The sequence below is a fragment of the Maricaulis sp. genome (genome assembly GCF_017643475.1).
In the GTDB taxonomy this organism is placed as follows: domain Bacteria; phylum Pseudomonadota; class Alphaproteobacteria; order Caulobacterales; family Maricaulaceae; genus Maricaulis.
In genome coordinates this window covers 1,262,511-1,276,524 of sequence record NZ_JAEPNI010000001.1, presented here as the reverse complement: position 1 = coordinate 1,276,524, position 14,014 = coordinate 1,262,511, and the positions used below count along the sequence as shown (strand labels likewise).

At 59.9% G+C, this 14,014-nt stretch carries 14 protein-coding genes; 10 read left to right on the top strand and 4 right to left on the bottom strand.

Annotated elements, in window-relative coordinates; translation table 11 throughout:
- Positions 1–64: 64 nt before the first annotated feature.
- Entirely contained in the window at positions 65–733 is a 669-nt protein-coding gene (locus JJ889_RS06100; protein WP_291892603.1) for a DNA-3-methyladenine glycosylase I, read from the bottom strand.
- 84 nt (positions 734–817) lie between these two features.
- On the opposite strand from JJ889_RS06100, the gene JJ889_RS06095 reads away from it, so the two are divergent.
- The 5 genes from JJ889_RS06095 to JJ889_RS06075 all read left to right on the top strand — a co-directional run bounded on the left by JJ889_RS06095 (position 818) and on the right by JJ889_RS06075 (position 4,321).
- Entirely contained in the window at positions 818–1,024 is a 207-nt protein-coding gene (locus JJ889_RS06095; protein ID WP_291892601.1) for a ribbon-helix-helix domain-containing protein, read from the top strand.
- A 205-nt stretch (positions 1,025–1,229) separates the two neighbouring features.
- Positions 1,230–2,861: a chloride channel protein gene (locus JJ889_RS06090; RefSeq protein ID WP_291892599.1), complete on the top strand. Its 1,632-nt coding sequence runs from the start codon at positions 1,230–1,232 to the stop codon at positions 2,859–2,861.
- An 88-nt stretch (positions 2,862–2,949) separates the two neighbouring features.
- Positions 2,950–3,465, top strand: coding sequence for a hypothetical protein (locus tag JJ889_RS06085; RefSeq protein ID WP_291892597.1), 516 nt, complete (start codon positions 2,950–2,952; stop codon positions 3,463–3,465).
- A gap of 102 nt (positions 3,466–3,567) precedes the next feature.
- Positions 3,568–3,918 (top strand): hypothetical protein, encoded by a 351-nt coding sequence (locus JJ889_RS06080; RefSeq protein ID WP_291892595.1) that lies wholly within the window; start codon positions 3,568–3,570, stop codon positions 3,916–3,918.
- 91 nt (positions 3,919–4,009) lie between these two features.
- Positions 4,010–4,321, top strand: a complete 312-nt coding sequence (locus tag JJ889_RS06075) for a hemerythrin domain-containing protein (protein ID WP_291892593.1) — start codon at positions 4,010–4,012, stop codon at positions 4,319–4,321.
- A gap of 204 nt (positions 4,322–4,525) precedes the next feature.
- Here JJ889_RS06075 and JJ889_RS06070 read toward each other — a convergent pair whose 3' ends face one another.
- A complete protein-coding gene (locus JJ889_RS06070; RefSeq protein ID WP_291892591.1) occupies positions 4,526–5,053 on the bottom strand; it encodes a hypothetical protein in 528 nt (175 codons plus the stop codon).
- 88 nt (positions 5,054–5,141) lie between these two features.
- On the opposite strand from JJ889_RS06070, the gene JJ889_RS06065 reads away from it, so the two are divergent.
- The 4 genes from JJ889_RS06065 to JJ889_RS06050 all read left to right on the top strand — a co-directional run bounded on the left by JJ889_RS06065 (position 5,142) and on the right by JJ889_RS06050 (position 9,962).
- A complete protein-coding gene (locus JJ889_RS06065) occupies positions 5,142–7,433 on the top strand; it encodes an ATP-dependent helicase (protein WP_291892589.1) in 2,292 nt (763 codons plus the stop codon).
- A gap of 21 nt (positions 7,434–7,454) precedes the next feature.
- Positions 7,455–7,934 carry a YccF domain-containing protein gene (locus JJ889_RS06060; protein ID WP_291892587.1) on the top strand — a complete coding sequence of 160 codons (480 nt, stop codon included), beginning with the start codon at positions 7,455–7,457 and terminating at the stop codon, positions 7,932–7,934.
- Positions 7,935–7,990: 56 nt separating this feature from the next.
- Positions 7,991–8,851, top strand: coding sequence for a 50S ribosomal protein L11 methyltransferase (locus tag JJ889_RS06055; protein WP_291892585.1), 861 nt, complete (start codon positions 7,991–7,993; stop codon positions 8,849–8,851).
- Positions 8,852–8,918: 67 nt separating this feature from the next.
- Positions 8,919–9,962 (top strand): fatty acid desaturase family protein, encoded by a 1,044-nt coding sequence (locus JJ889_RS06050; RefSeq protein WP_291892584.1) that lies wholly within the window; start codon positions 8,919–8,921, stop codon positions 9,960–9,962.
- Here the strand turns inward: JJ889_RS06050 and JJ889_RS06045 are convergent.
- Positions 9,876–10,901, bottom strand: coding sequence for a serine hydrolase (locus JJ889_RS06045; protein ID WP_291892582.1), 1,026 nt, complete (start codon positions 10,899–10,901; stop codon positions 9,876–9,878). The two genes, JJ889_RS06050 and JJ889_RS06045, sit on opposite strands and share 87 nt — an antisense overlap.
- 94 nt (positions 10,902–10,995) lie before the next feature.
- On the opposite strand from JJ889_RS06045, the gene JJ889_RS06040 reads away from it, so the two are divergent.
- Positions 10,996–12,471, top strand: coding sequence for a LytTR family DNA-binding domain-containing protein (locus JJ889_RS06040; RefSeq protein ID WP_291892581.1), 1,476 nt, complete (start codon positions 10,996–10,998; stop codon positions 12,469–12,471).
- Here the strand turns inward: JJ889_RS06040 and JJ889_RS06035 are convergent.
- Positions 12,468–14,000, bottom strand: a complete 1,533-nt coding sequence (locus tag JJ889_RS06035) for an acyl-CoA carboxylase subunit beta (protein WP_291892578.1) — start codon at positions 13,998–14,000, stop codon at positions 12,468–12,470. The genes JJ889_RS06040 and JJ889_RS06035 overlap by 4 nt on opposite strands.
- Positions 14,001–14,014 lie beyond the last annotated feature (14 nt).

Sequence of the window (14,014 nt, the reverse complement as noted above, 5' to 3'; positions counted from 1 at the left end):
GAACAGATTTGCCGCATTTAGCTCAAATCCGCACCCCAGTAGTCAGACTTCGGTAAGCAAGCCCTTAACCGATGCTCATCGCCAGTGTGCGACTGATCAATGCCTGGGGCTGTCCGCTTTCTTCGCGCCAGTGATTGAACGCGTCCTGGACGGCCTTCCCGGCCTTCTTTGACGTAGGCGCCTTGTCGATCACGCCCTCGCGAACGAGCGCCGCAACAACATCACCGGACACAATGAATGCATCCCAGCCGGAGAAACGCAGGAAGTACTGGCCGGTCATGCCGCCCAGCCGCGACCCCTTCTTGCCGAGAAACTCCTGCAAGCCGATCTGATCCTCGACCGGCCAATCGGCCAGGAAGGCACCAAACGAGCCGTGTTCGGCCACAACATCCTGGATCATCTGGGCATTTTGGATCGTCGCCATGATTTTCTGGCCGTTGCGAACGATGCGTTTGTCACTGACAAGGCGCTCGACATCCTCGTCGGAATAGAAGCTGACACGGGCCGGGTCGAAACCATGGAATGCCTCCTCGAACCCATCCCACTTGGCCTCGATCACCTTCCACACGAAGCCGGACTGGAAGACACGCTTGGTCATTTCGGCAAGCCAGCGACTGTCAGGCAGCGCGCGGATCTCGTCCCGGCTGCGCGGCGTGTAATACTCCTTCAGGCGCTCATCCAGATCGGGGTGATATCCCAGCGCCAGGTCACGAATTTCCTCGAATGATCGCATATTTGTCTCCTCTGCCTCCTATTTAGTGGCGGCCAAGGCGTGACGAAAGCTTGACGAAGGAAAAGAGCTTGGCTTTGTAGAGACATGCCCTTGATCAAGCGCTCTATTTCACTGTCCGGCCATCGCACCAGTCTGTCGCTGGAAAGCGAGTTCTGGGATGTGCTGGACGCCGCAGCCGCCGAACGCGGGCAATCCATGGCCAGCTTGATCGGAGAGATCGACGAGGCCCGCGGCGTGGAGCCACTGGCTTCATCCGTCCGCGTCTGGGTTCTGCGCGCCCTCCGCGACTAACCAGGTTCAGCTTGTATTCCACAGCCTTGCGAATGGGCAATGACCTGAAATCACCTCGCTTTGTCGTGCGCCCCAGTTGGCTGGAACGACACAAGGGCAACTGGCCAGCAAACACATCATCAGCTCCCCACTGGCCCGGCCTGCAAGCCGAGCCTTTTCTTTGCTCCACCTTGTCTATCCGTGCGACGCAGGACAAAGCTTTGCTGTGTCTGATTCCCCGCCTTCCACACCGCTCACCGGGCTGGTGCAATCCTTTCGAGATGGACGCGGACCCGCGCTCTGGCTGATGGGCCTGGTGGTCGGGCTGGTCGCTGGATATGCCACGCTCGGCCTGCGCCTGGGCATTGGGCTTGTTGAACAATTCGCCTTTGGTGCCACCGAGGAACACCTCGCCAGTACCGCGGCCAATTTCCCGGTCTGGCGACGCTGGGCCATCCCGGTGATCACCGGCATCGTCATTTCACTCATGCTTCTGCTCGGCGACCGGCTGGGCCTGTTGAAGAATTTCCGTTCGCGCGGTGTGCCGGACGTGATCGAGGCCCGTGCCGTCGGCAAAGGCCAGATCGAGCTGAAATCCGGGCTGTATTCGGCACTCATGGCGTGCATTTCGCTGGGTGGCGGCGGCAGCGCGGGCCGCGAGGGGCCGGCCGTGCATCTTGGCGGCACGCTGGCATCGCTGGTTTCAAGGCTTGTCGGCCTCAATGCTCGCGGCAGCCGCATTCTCCTGGCCTGTGGCGCAGCAGCAGCCGTGTCCGCCAGTTTCAACGCGCCCGTAGCCGGTGCGCTGTTCGCGTTCGAGGTCGTACTCGGCCATTATGCCCTGCGCTCGATTGCGCCCGTTGCTGTGTCCAGCGTGGTGGGGGCATTGGTTGTTCGACATCATCTGGGCCAGGATCAGGTCTTCGGCTTCCTGGCCATGCATCAGGCTCATACCTGGGATTTCCCGGCCGCAGCGGTACTTGGCCTGGCTGCAGCCGGTCTTGCGGTGGTGTTCAATCGCGGTGTGCTGCACGGCAGTGCCTTCGTCGAGAACCGCGCGCGCGGCCTCAATATCCCACTCTGGACACTGCCCGTTCCCGGCGGCCTGTTGGTCGGCCTCATCGCGGTTTTTGCGCCGGAAGTGCTGGGCGTCGGTTATGAACCCACCTCCAATGCACTGGCGACACGGTACGTGTTCGGCGAGCTGATCTTGTTGCTGGTGCTCAAAACCCTCGCCACCCAAATCACCCTCGCCTTTCGCTTCGCTGGCGGCGTATTCTCGCCTTCCATCTATCTGGGCGCCATGCTGGGCTCTGCCTTCGGTCTTATCATGGCCCAGTTCATGGGCGCTGAAACTGCCGGTGCAGGCTTCTTTGCCGTGATCGGTATGGGCGCTGTGGCCGGCGCGGTTCTCGGCGCACCGCTATCGACGACGCTGATCGTGTTCGAACTCACCTCGAGTTACGAGGCCTCGGTCGCGGTTCTCGTCGCGGTTTCGCTCGCCACCGTGCTCACCCAGTCGGCTCAGGGAGGATCACTGTTCCAGAAACAGGTCCTGCGCCGGGGTTATGACATTTCCGGTGGTTCGAGCAGGCTTGTCCTGCAAATGGTTCGCGTGCGCGAATTCATGATGCCACTGGTCGAGTGGAGTTCCGACCAGGTCAAGGACGAGACCTGCTTCTATGAGGACGACACGCTGGGCCGGGCGATGGGTGTTCTCGACGCGGAACAGCTGGAGGGCGCTGCGGTGCGGGAGCGCAAAGGCGATCAGAATATCATCGGCTGGATCACCAAGGCCGATGCCCAGGCCGCCTATGCGAAAGCCCTTGCCGAGATCAGCGAGGAAGAACACCGCTAGCGCGGATCATAAACTGCAGCTTGCCCGAATTGAATAATTCTTCTGTAAGGATGTTGGTTTATGACGGTTCTCCATGGAGACGGGTGGCTTGGATTCCAACGCCTTAAATGGCGCCGTGTTTGGCGAGGGTGCGCTTGCGCCTGACGCCTTGCGTGCGGCCAATATCAACCCGGTGACCGGCCTCGCTACGGACTACCTCAATCACTTCAACGAAGTTGTCATGTTGATGGAAATGCTTCCGGACATGCGTGACTGCGCCGAAGACGTGCTTGAGTGGAAACCGGCCAGCTATGTCGAACATTTCGAGATGTCCGCCTTCAAGGACCGTGACCTGGCTGTCGTCGCCTATGAGGCTGCACCGCGTGATGTCCGTGTACATCTGGAGACGTTGATCCTGCAGATCGATGGCGAGGTCCAGCGTGCCCAGGACTTCCTACGTGCTGCTCAGAGCCCCGAGATCTGCAACGAAGTGGCCCGCATGGCCACCGATGAGATCAAGCCACTGATCGCCGCGGCCTCCGCGGCCATCAATGGCCAGGCCGAAGCCGAAGCTGACTATGAAGACGAGTCTGTCCAGGCCGATATCGACGCCCTGTTCGGCTAGAATTTCCGCTTCCTGAGCAATAATATTATATAATAAGTGGCAATCACGCAGCCTGCACGTGATGATGCATCATGGTTAAAACATGATGGTGCGGCTGACATTATGGCGACTTCTTCGATCTCTCCCTCGCGTACGGCATCCATGAGCGCGGATGTCGACAAGATCATCGTACAGCTTCGCCTGGCCCAGGATTACGGCAGCGGCAGCCCTCATGTTCTCATGCTGATCAATGATCTCGTCTGCACGTACGAGGACAAGTTCGAGAAGTTCGAGGCTGGCCTTTCCGAGCAAGGCGCACGCCAGCTGGGCATGATCAGGACGCTGCACGAACACTTTCTCGCGGATCTGGTGGAGTATGCGGAAATGATCCGGTGCGAGAACGGCGAATTTCCCAATGGTTTCTTCTCCTTTGTGGATAAGGGCCCGTATGTCCAGCCTTCCCTCGCGGCTTGACCGCGACGGTTCGGTGCAGGCCGATTTCAGTTAACCACATTTTTATAAGGGATTATCATGATTGCTCCAAACAACCTGATGGAGTTTCCTCATGCCCCTCATGAACTGGGACAGCTCGCTTGATGTCGGCGTCGACAAGATGAATGACGAGCACCAGCAGATCCTGTCACTGATGAACCACATCTATGACGCCCGCGAGGCGGTCCGGAGCGGACCGGATGTCATCGCTCTCGTGGACCGGCTGGGCCAGGTCACCATCGATCATTTCCGTGACGAGGAAGCCTATATGGAGCTGATCGGCTATGCCGGCATCGCCTCGCACAAGCTGATCCACAAGGACCTGCTGGACAAGTTCACCGGCTATGCCAGCGACATCAAGGGGAGCGGCGGGCAGGTGCCGTAGAAGTTCCTGACCTTTCTCAAACTCTGGCTGACCGCACATATTCGCGGGATCGACATGAAATACAGCCCGAAGGCAGATCTTTTGAAGGCCGGGTAACTCCCCCCTCTCCCGCTTTCCAACGGCCCGCCGCCTCCCCTTTGCGGCGGGCCGTTTCATGTCCGAGTTGCAAACGTTTCTTGGATCGAACAATCCAATACAGATCAGCTATTCGTCTGTTGCGAACGCGTCCGCACGAAGTGTCGTTAGAAATTCCATGTCCGGGATAACGCGTTCAGCGACCTCATCTCCGAACATCTCGATATGCCAAAACAACGGCCACTGCTCATCGCTGGTCAGTTGACCGCCCAACAATCGGGATGTCGAGAAACTCCCTCTGGTCTCCTGGATCAGAATTTCCCGCACCCCATCGCCATCCAGATCCCCCAGATAAACATGGGCAGCCTCAGCCTGTGCGCCGATCCAGTGCTCATCAACGCTACTTCCAGCCCGCCCCAGCTGACGTGATGGCAGCAGGAGCACATAACGCGTCCGGCCCGCGATCCGGACAGCACCGACCTCGCCCCAGGAATCATCTGAAACCTGAAGCCGTAAAGGCAGAATGGCGATTTCAGGAACATCGATGGGTGAACTGGAATTTGTGAGGCCCGCCAGACTGCTTTCGGTCGGAACAGTCGTCGATGCACAGCCAGCCAGCATCAGCATTGAAATTGCGAACAAAAAACGAACAAACACACATCCCTCCCTTGGGAAATGGCCGCAATCGGTCCAGAGTAGTTCGACTATCGACTCGTTTTATCGACTGCCAAGACCCTAGATTGTGATGTCCGAACTTTCCATCTCCGACATGGCGCGCCCGGCGCCGCCCTCGCCTTATCTTGAAGGGCTCAATGCCGAACAGCGTGAAGCGGTCGAAGCCGTTGAGGGTCCGGTCCTTGTGCTGGCCGGTGCCGGCACGGGCAAGACACGGGTGCTGACCACCCGCCTGGCACATATCCTGGCCACCGGTCGCGCCCAGCCCTGGCAGATCCTGTCGGTGACCTTCACCAACAAGGCCGCTCGGGAGATGAAAGAGCGTGTCGGCAAGATCATCGGTGAGGCGGTCGAAGGCGTGCCGTGGCTGGGCACCTTCCACTCGATCTCCGCCCAGATCCTGCGTCGCCATGCCGAACTGGTCGGGCTGAAATCCAATTTCACCATCCTGGATACGGATGACCAGCTACGCCTCTTGAAACAGATCATCCAGGCCGAAAACATCGACGAGAAACGCTGGACACCCCGCCATCTCGCCTCGCTGATCGATGGCTGGAAAAACCGCGGCCTCAAGCCGGAACAACTGGGAGAAGAGGACAAGTGGACCTTTGCCGAAGGCCGTGGCCAGGGCCTCTACACCATCTACCAGGAACGCCTGAAAACGCTCAATTGCTGCGACTTCGGTGACCTGCTGCTGCACACCCTGCACATCTTCAAGGACCACACCGATGTGCTAGCCGAGTATCACAAGAAGTTCCGCTACATCCTGGTCGACGAGTACCAGGACACCAACGTCTCCCAGTATCTTTGGCTGCGCCTTCTGGCCCAGGGCACGGGCAATATCTGTTGTGTGGGCGATGACGACCAGTCGATCTATGGCTGGCGCGGCGCCGAGGTCGACAACATCCTGCGCTTCGAGAAGGACTTCCCGGGTGCCCATGTCGTCCGCCTGGAACGCAATTACCGCTCGACCGAGCATATCCTGGCTGCGGCCTCCGGCCTGATCGCGGCCAATCGTTCGCGTCTCGGAAAAACGTTGTGGACCGAGGATGATGGCGGCGAGAAAGTCCAGGTACGCGGCATCTGGGATGGCGAGGCGGAAGCGCGTTTCGTTGCCGAGGAAATCGAGAACTGGAGCTCCAAGGGCCGCTATTATTCCGACGCCGCGGTACTGGTTCGCGCCTCCTGGCAGATGCGCGCCTTCGAGGACCGTTTCATCATGCTGGGCCTGCCTTACAAGGTGATCGGCGGCCCGCGCTTCTTCGAGCGCGCGGAAGTGCGCGATGCCCATGCCTATCTGCGCCTCGTCCGGTCGCCGGAAGACGATCTCGCCTTCGAGCGCATCGTCAACACGCCCAAGCGTGGCATTGGCGATACAACTGTGCAGAAGATCGCTGTTGCAGCACGCGCGATGCAGGTTCCCATGACCGAGGCCACCCGGCGTCTCTTGGGTACAGACGAGATCCGCGGCAAGGCCAAGACTGCGCTGAGTGTCTTCCTGCGCGACCTGGAACGCTGGCGTGAACAGTCCGAGCAATCTCGCCTGGATGAACTGGCAGAGATCGTGCTGGACGAAAGCGGCTATACCGCCATGTGGCGCGAGGACAAGACGCCCCAGGCGGCGGGCCGTCTGGAGAACCTCAAGGAACTCATCCGCTCCATGGGCGAATGGGAAACCCTGGAAGCCTATCTGGAACATGTCTCGCTGGTCACTGATGCAGATCGCACGACCGAGGAGGACGAGGTCTCCCTGATGACGCTGCACGCGGCCAAGGGCCTTGAATTCCCGCTCGTCTTCCTGCCCGGCTGGGAAGAAACCGTCTTCCCCTCCCAGCGCTCGCTGGATGAAGGCGGTACGCGCTCGCTGGAGGAAGAACGCCGCCTCGCCTATGTCGGCATCACCCGCGCTCGCGAACAGGCCGTCATCTCCTTTACCGCCAACCGCATGATCTATGGCCGCTGGCAAGCCGTCATCCCGTCGCGCTTCATCGATGAATTGCCCGTCGATCACGTCGAGGCCAGGTCCGAGACCGGCTATTATGATGGTGGCCCCGGACGCGAGAGCTTCACCGCCAATGCCGATCCGATGGCGTCGAGCTATTCCTCACCCGGCTGGAAACGCTATCAGGCCAATACCCAGTCCGGCCGCCGCTCCGATCCGCCCACGATCAACGCCAAGGCCAAGATCATTTCCAGCGGCGGATCCGACAAGAACGGCAAGTGGAAAGCCGGCGACCGCGTCTTCCACGACAAGTTCGGCTATGGAACCGTGAAGAAAGCCGATGGCGAGAAATACTCCGTCCAGTTCGACAAGGCCGGCCTGAAAAAGGTCGTGGAGAGCTTTTTGAGGGATCTGCCGTAACCGGCTCGATACAGAAATTTCATGGCCCTGCTTGCAAACATCATCTGGTTCATTCTTGGCGGATTTGTTGTCGGCCTGCTCTACCTGTTGGGCGCAATCATCCTGTTTCCGCTCTTGCCGTTCCTATTGCCGATGATCGGTTACAGCTTCTGGCCGTTCGGGCGGCGCCCCGTCTCCAAACAGGCCGTGAATGCCTACAAGCAGGCCAATGGGCAGGAGCCCGCCCCGGATGATTTCGAAACGGCGGGCGGTATTGTCAAATTCCTCGCCAACGTCGTTTGGCTTTTGACCTTTGGCTGGATGCTGGCCCTGACCCACCTGTTTTCAGGTCTGATGAACCTAATCGCCTGTCTGCCGATCATCACCATCCCGATCTGTCTGCCCAATGCCATGGCGCATTTCAAACTGGCGCCGGTCGCCCTGACTCCGTTCGGTGTGAAGATTGTACCGACAGCACTGGCTGAAGAAATCGAGCTGGAACACGCCAAGGCCAAGCTCTAGCACGCTTGATCTTCTTGCCGGAGCGGTCCAAACACCACGCCAGAAAAGGACTTTTCATGACGCAATTCTGGCGCCTCACCGCGCATTCCGATTTCTCCCGGCTCGCCGACATCGTTCAACGCCTGGACGAGGCAGGCCCTGAGGGGATGACCTCCTGGTCACTCTTCGACGAAGGCGAGGTGGCGCGGCTGGATCTCATTTTCGACGTCGAGCCCGACGAAGCCGCGGTCCGCCGCTCTGCAGGCTTGCTGGACGATATGATCATCGCCTGTGGCCCAATGCCGGAAGAAGACTGGGTCAAGCTTTCACTGGCGGGATTGAAGCCGGTCGATGCAGGCCGTTTCGTCGTCTTCGGCGAACATGATCGCGAGCAAGTCTCAGCGGAAAAAATCGGCCTGGAGATCGAAGCTGGCCCGGCCTTCGGAACGGGTCATCACGGTACAACGCGCGGCTGCCTCATGGCTTTCGACGAGATGCTCAGCCAAGGCGAAGGCCCCAAAACCGTGCTCGATCTGGGTTGCGGCACGGCAGTCCTGGCCATTGCCGCCGCGAAAACCCTGCCTGATGCCAGCATCTTGGCCTCCGATGTCGACCCGGAGTCTGTCGAGGAAAGCCAAGCCAATTGCGAGAAAAACGGCACACCCGGCATCGAGGTAATTCTTGCCGAAGGTCTGGATCACGAGCGGCTTGCAGGCCGCGAATTTGAGCTGATCTTTGCCAACATTCTGGCACGGCCACTGGTTGATCTGGCCCCCGACATTGCCAAGGCGCTGGCGCCGGGCGGCAAGGTCATCCTGTCCGGCTTGCTGACGGAACAGGAAGAATGGGTTCGTGGGGCTTTCGAGGCTGCAGGCCTGAATGTCTTCCGTCGCGATCCGATCGAAGACTGGGAAACGCTGGTGGCGGCACACCGCTAGAGCGAACCGATTTTGCATTTTCGCTCAATTGCGCAAAACTCCGGCCAGAACAATGTCGGAGCATCCGATGAGCGGTCGAAATGGAAATGATCTCCAACTCGGTGATTGCCTGAGCCGGGAGGAATTGCGCGCTTTGTCGGAAACGACGAACTGGCAAGGCGGCCTGATGCTGGCCGGCAATCTGCTGACCCTGGCGCTGGCTTTCGTGCCCGCCATTCGCTGGCCGAACCCGCTCACGATCCTGATGTCCGTCGCCCTGATCGCCGGACGCCAGCTGGCGTTCGCGATCTTGCTGCACGATTGCGCGCACAATGCTCTCTTTCGAAGCGAGGTCTTGAACACGTTGGTTGGTCGCTGGATAGGTGGCGCTGCGGTGGATGTCCCGCTTAAGCTCTACCGGGACTATCACCTGAACCACCACAAACATGCCGGGACGGAGCTCGATCCTGATCAGGGCCTGGTGAAAGACTATCCGGTTACCAAGGAAAGCCTGCGCCGCAAGTTCGTTCGCGACCTCACCGGGCAAACCGGCTTCAAGGAACTTGCTTTGCTCTGGCAAAACCCGACCCTTGCAGGCAAGGCTCCCTTTATCGCCTTCCAGATCGTATTGCTTAGCGTGTTGACGCTGGCGGGGGCACCCTGGGCGATCGCCCTGTGGTGGCTGGCACGCATCTTCGTCTACCCCGTCATAATGCGCGTGCGCAATATCGGCGAACATGGTGTCGCGGCGGATCGTTATGACACCGAATCGCGGCGCAATACGCACACGACACGACCACGCTGGTGGGAGCGCCCGTTCGTTGCGCCCAACCATGTTAATTTTCATCTGGAACATCACATGTTCGCAGCCGTTCCACCGTACAATCTGCCACGCCTGCACCGCCTACTCTCCGAACGTGGGTATTATGCGGGTTATGACTGCGTCACAGAGGGTTATGGAAACATGCTCCACAAGGCCGTTCGAGCGGACGGGCAGACCGGCTGCCCCCCCCGGGCGATGGTCTCCGGGGGCGCCTGCTCTACGCTATTGTGGACGCGAAACATCCAAACCGCCCAGCAATCCCGCCATGCCGATGGCGAATTCACCGTGATTGGGCCCGTCATAATTTGACGTCACCGCCACCACCACCTGCGGCTCGATAAAGACCAGCAGGAAGGCGCGGCCGCCTGATGATCCACCGGAGTGCGCGGCATAGTGGGCGTTGTTGGCCTCGCTGAAGCCGGCAGCGGTGCCAAAAGCGCCCTGCTCCTCGCTGATTGATGCGGCCAGCAGCTCCAGTTCCAGCACCTCACCTGTCGCCAGCGCCTGCCCCATATTTGCCAGATCATGCGCCGATGCCAGCAAGCCGCCACCACCGAACTTGCATTCGGCGGACATGTCCTCCAGCGGGTTTGCACGACGCAGATTGCCAAACATGTTGGCGGCTTTCTCGGCGCCCTCACGATCCGTCTGGGCGAGGTAAGTCTCGCCGAGAACCGAGGACATCGCCGCGTCAAAACTTTCGGTTTCAGTGATCTGGACCAGAAGATGGCTCAGCAGCACATAGCCGAACGTCGTGTACTGGACATCCGAACCCGGCGCATGGATCAGCGGATCATCAATGAAATGTCCCAGCGCATCGGCCGGCCGCTCACAGCGACGCTCTGCAAATCTGCGCCAGTCGCCGCGCCCCTGATAATGGCGCACCCCGGCCCGGTGATTGAGAAGATGGCGCAGCGTCACCGCCCCATAATGTTCGGGCAGATCCGGATCGATCTCGCGGACGAGGGTATCCAGATCCAACCCCTGTTCAGCCTGCAGGCGGGCATAGGCCATCGAAGTCAGGAGTTTGGCGATTGAGTAGAAGTTATAGTCGGTCTCCAGACCGTCCAGCTCCGTGCGGGCGATACCGCCCTCGGCCTCGAACACGGCTTCACCCTCGACCATCACGGTGAGGTTCAGCGCCGGGAATTCCTGGGCAAAGGCGTCAAATCGGCTCTGCGCCTCTTCCTGGGGCGTTTGCAGCGACAGGGCTCCGGCAAGCGCGGCTAGCGTATTCACAATCAACATTTATCATCCTCGTCTTGTTCAGCACCCCCCGGCGCTGATTTCGGAATTGCACCTGCCCCTTGCCCGCGGGAGCAAAAAGGGGCGAATTGCTCCTATGTCGGATGAATGGCTCAAACGATTTTCAGCCCTGCGCCCCGGACTTGAACTGGGTGTGCTGATGCTGGCTGTGCTGGCACTGCTGGTGCTGGGCACACCGACTGCGCCGCCCCCGGCCAATCATGCAACGGCTGTTCACTTCATCGATGAAGCCCTCGACCTGGATCAGATGGAAAGCGCCAGCTGGCCCGAGGAAACTACATCCATCTATCGCTTGCCGGCACCGGAAACCTTGGGCTGGGTGCTTTGGAGAGATGTGGAGCTGGAAGGGCTGAACGGCCCTCTCGCCGTGCGGAGCGCAGGGCCATTTTCCGGGCGTATCTACTGGAATGGTGTCCTGATCGGAGAGAAGGGCAGCCCCGCCGCCACCTCCAGAGCTGAAAGCCCCGGCAGGATCGACGCGGTTTTCTCCATCCCGCCCGATTTGATCCGGGAAAGCGGCAATCAACTGCTTGTGGAATTCTCCAGCCACCGCGCTGGCTATGAGCCGATGGTCATTTTGCAGGCACTGGCGATCACGCCCTATCGTGCTGATGACCGCCGTCCCCTGCGCGCCTATTTTCCGCTCGTCCTGACCGGTGGCGCCCTGCTGGCTCTTGCCGTCGGCATTGCCTGGCTTGGACGTTCGCATTCAGATCCGCGAGCCTGGTATCTGGCATCCGCCTTGGCGGCCCTCTTCCTGGCGGGTGGCGCCGAGGTTTCGCGCGCTTTCATCAACTATACCTATGACTGGCACCAGCCTCGCCAGGCTGCGCAATTCGGCTTTCTCCTGATCTTCGGACTGGCCCAGCTGCGTTTTGCCATCACCCGCTGGCCATCAAACAATCATGCCGGGCTGGCTCTGCAGGCCGGCTCGATGATCGCCATCACGCTCTACGCGCTCTGGGCGCCGGGGTATGATGCTAAGTCCAGCTTTGCCGTGGCCGTCGCCCTGTTCGCCACCGCAACATGGCTGGGCCTGTTTGCCAGTGGGCACACACGCTGGCTCTCCGCTGTTCTCGCCGTCATCGCCTGGTACGCGTTGCGCCTGCCCGGCGATTTCCTGGACCGGGCGGTCTATGCGCTGATGCTGGCGATGTGGGGATATCTGAGCTTGCGACTACCGGACCTTGTCGTCCCGAAAACCGGTCCGGCGCCCACCCAGTTCAAGATTTTGACCACGGGTCGCATGACCGTCGTCGATCGCGCTGACATCGTCTATCTCAGGGCGGCGGGAAACTACACCGAGGTTCACCTGGCCAATGGCGGCCAGCATCTCGACAATCGCAGCCTGGCGACGCTGACAGACGCGCTCGCGGGAGGCCTCCATCGCCTGCATCGCTCATACAGCGTCAATCTGGAACATGTGTCGGAGGTGAAAAGCGAGACGGGCAGCAAATACACCGCCCGACTGTCCACCGGCGCAGAGGTCCCGGTCAGCCGCAAGGAAGTGAAGGCGTTCAGGGAGTTGCTGGCACGAACCTCCGCCGCCTAGAGCGGAATATTATCGTGTTTCTTCCAGGGGTTTTCCGCCTTCTTGTTCTTCAGCGTGCGCAGGGCCGTGATCAGGCGTTTGCGGGTGTTGTGCGGCATGATCACATCATCGATATAGCCGCGACCCGCCGCTACGAACGGATTGGCGAAACGGTCTTCATACTCGGCGACGTGCTCCGCCATCTTGTCCGCGTCACCCAGATCCTTGCGGTGGATGATCTCGGCAGCGCCCTTGGCTCCCATGACCGCGATTTCGGCCGTCGGCCAGGCATAGTTCACGTCACCACGAAGGTGCTTGGAGCTCATCACGTCATACGCACCGCCATAGGCCTTGCGGGTGATGACCGTCAGTTTCGGCACCGTAGCTTCAGCATAGGCAAACAGCAGTTTGGCACCGTGTTTGATCAGCCCACCATATTCCTGCTTGGTGCCCGGCAGGAAGCCCGGAACGTCCACAAAAGTAACAAGCGGGATATTGAAGGCATCGCAGAAGCGGACAAAACGGCCGGCCTTGCGACTTGCGTCAATGTCCAGAACGCCAGCGAGCGACATCGGCTGGTTGGCAACAAAACCGACCGGCTGGCCGTCAAGACGGCCAAAACCGACGACAATATTGGTTCCGTAATCGGGTGCGATCTCGAAGAAGTCGCCTTCGTCAGAGACCTTCTCGATCAGCTCCTTGATGTCATAGGGCTTGTTCGGATTGGACGGGACCAGGCTATCGAGGCTCGGCTCCTGGCGGTCAGCACGGTCATAGACCGGGCGCACCGGCGGCTTTTCGCGGTTGGACAGCGGCAGAAAGTCGATCAGGCGACGCAGCTGGACAAGGGCTTCCAGGTCATTTTCGAACGCCCCATCGGCAACGCCGGATTTCTTGGCGTGTACGGATGCTCCGCCCAGATCCTCGTGCGTGACCTCTTCATTGGTGACCGTTTTCACAACGTCCGGTCCGGTGACATACATGTAGGACGTGTCCTTCACCATGAAGATGAAGTCCGTGATGGCCGGTGAGTAGACATCACCGCCCGCGCACGGTCCCATGATCATGGAGATCTGCGGAACGACACCGGACGCCAATGTGTTTTGCAGGAATATATCCGCATACCCGCCCAGCGACGCGACGCCTTCCTGGATACGCGCGCCACCGGCATCGAAAATGCCGATGATCGGGGCGCCATTTTGAAGCGCGGCCTTCTGGATCTTGACGATTTTCTGTGCGTGGGTCTCCGACAGGGAGCCACCGAACACCGTGAAATCCTTGGAGAAAACATAGACGAGACGACCGTTGATCGTGCCGTGACCAGTGACCACGCCATCGCCCGGGATCTTCTTGTCGGCCATGCCGAAATCAACACAGCGGTGCTCGACGAACATGTCCCATTCTTCGAAACTGTCATCGTCGAGCAGGAGCTCGATACGCTCGCGTGCAGTCAGCTTGCCCTTGGCGTGCTGGCTCTCGATCCGCGCTTCACCGCCACCGAGCCGCGCGCCATTGCGCTTTGCTTCCAGCTGTTCGAGCACATCTTTCATGGCAGGACGCCCCC

Coding starts and splice junctions, on each gene's coding strand:
- JJ889_RS06055 (WP_291892585.1), top strand. CDS start 7,991: ATGACGCAATTCTGGCGCCTCACCGCGCATTCCGATTTCTCCCGGCTC.
- JJ889_RS06040 (WP_291892581.1), top strand. CDS start 10,996: ATGTCGGATGAATGGCTCAAACGATTTTCAGCCCTGCGCCCCGGACTT.
- JJ889_RS06075 (WP_291892593.1), top strand. CDS start 4,010: ATGCCCCTCATGAACTGGGACAGCTCGCTTGATGTCGGCGTCGACAAG.
- JJ889_RS06080 (WP_291892595.1), top strand. CDS start 3,568: ATGGCGACTTCTTCGATCTCTCCCTCGCGTACGGCATCCATGAGCGCG.
- JJ889_RS06050 (WP_291892584.1), top strand. CDS start 8,919: ATGAGCGGTCGAAATGGAAATGATCTCCAACTCGGTGATTGCCTGAGC.
- JJ889_RS06095 (WP_291892601.1), top strand. CDS start 818: ATGCCCTTGATCAAGCGCTCTATTTCACTGTCCGGCCATCGCACCAGT.
- JJ889_RS06065 (WP_291892589.1), top strand. CDS start 5,142: ATGTCCGAACTTTCCATCTCCGACATGGCGCGCCCGGCGCCGCCCTCG.
- JJ889_RS06100 (WP_291892603.1), bottom strand. CDS start 733: ATGCGATCATTCGAGGAAATTCGTGACCTGGCGCTGGGATATCACCCC.
- JJ889_RS06060 (WP_291892587.1), top strand. CDS start 7,455: ATGGCCCTGCTTGCAAACATCATCTGGTTCATTCTTGGCGGATTTGTT.
- JJ889_RS06045 (WP_291892582.1), bottom strand. CDS start 10,901: ATGTTGATTGTGAATACGCTAGCCGCGCTTGCCGGAGCCCTGTCGCTG.
- JJ889_RS06035 (WP_291892578.1), bottom strand. CDS start 14,000: ATGAAAGATGTGCTCGAACAGCTGGAAGCAAAGCGCAATGGCGCGCGG.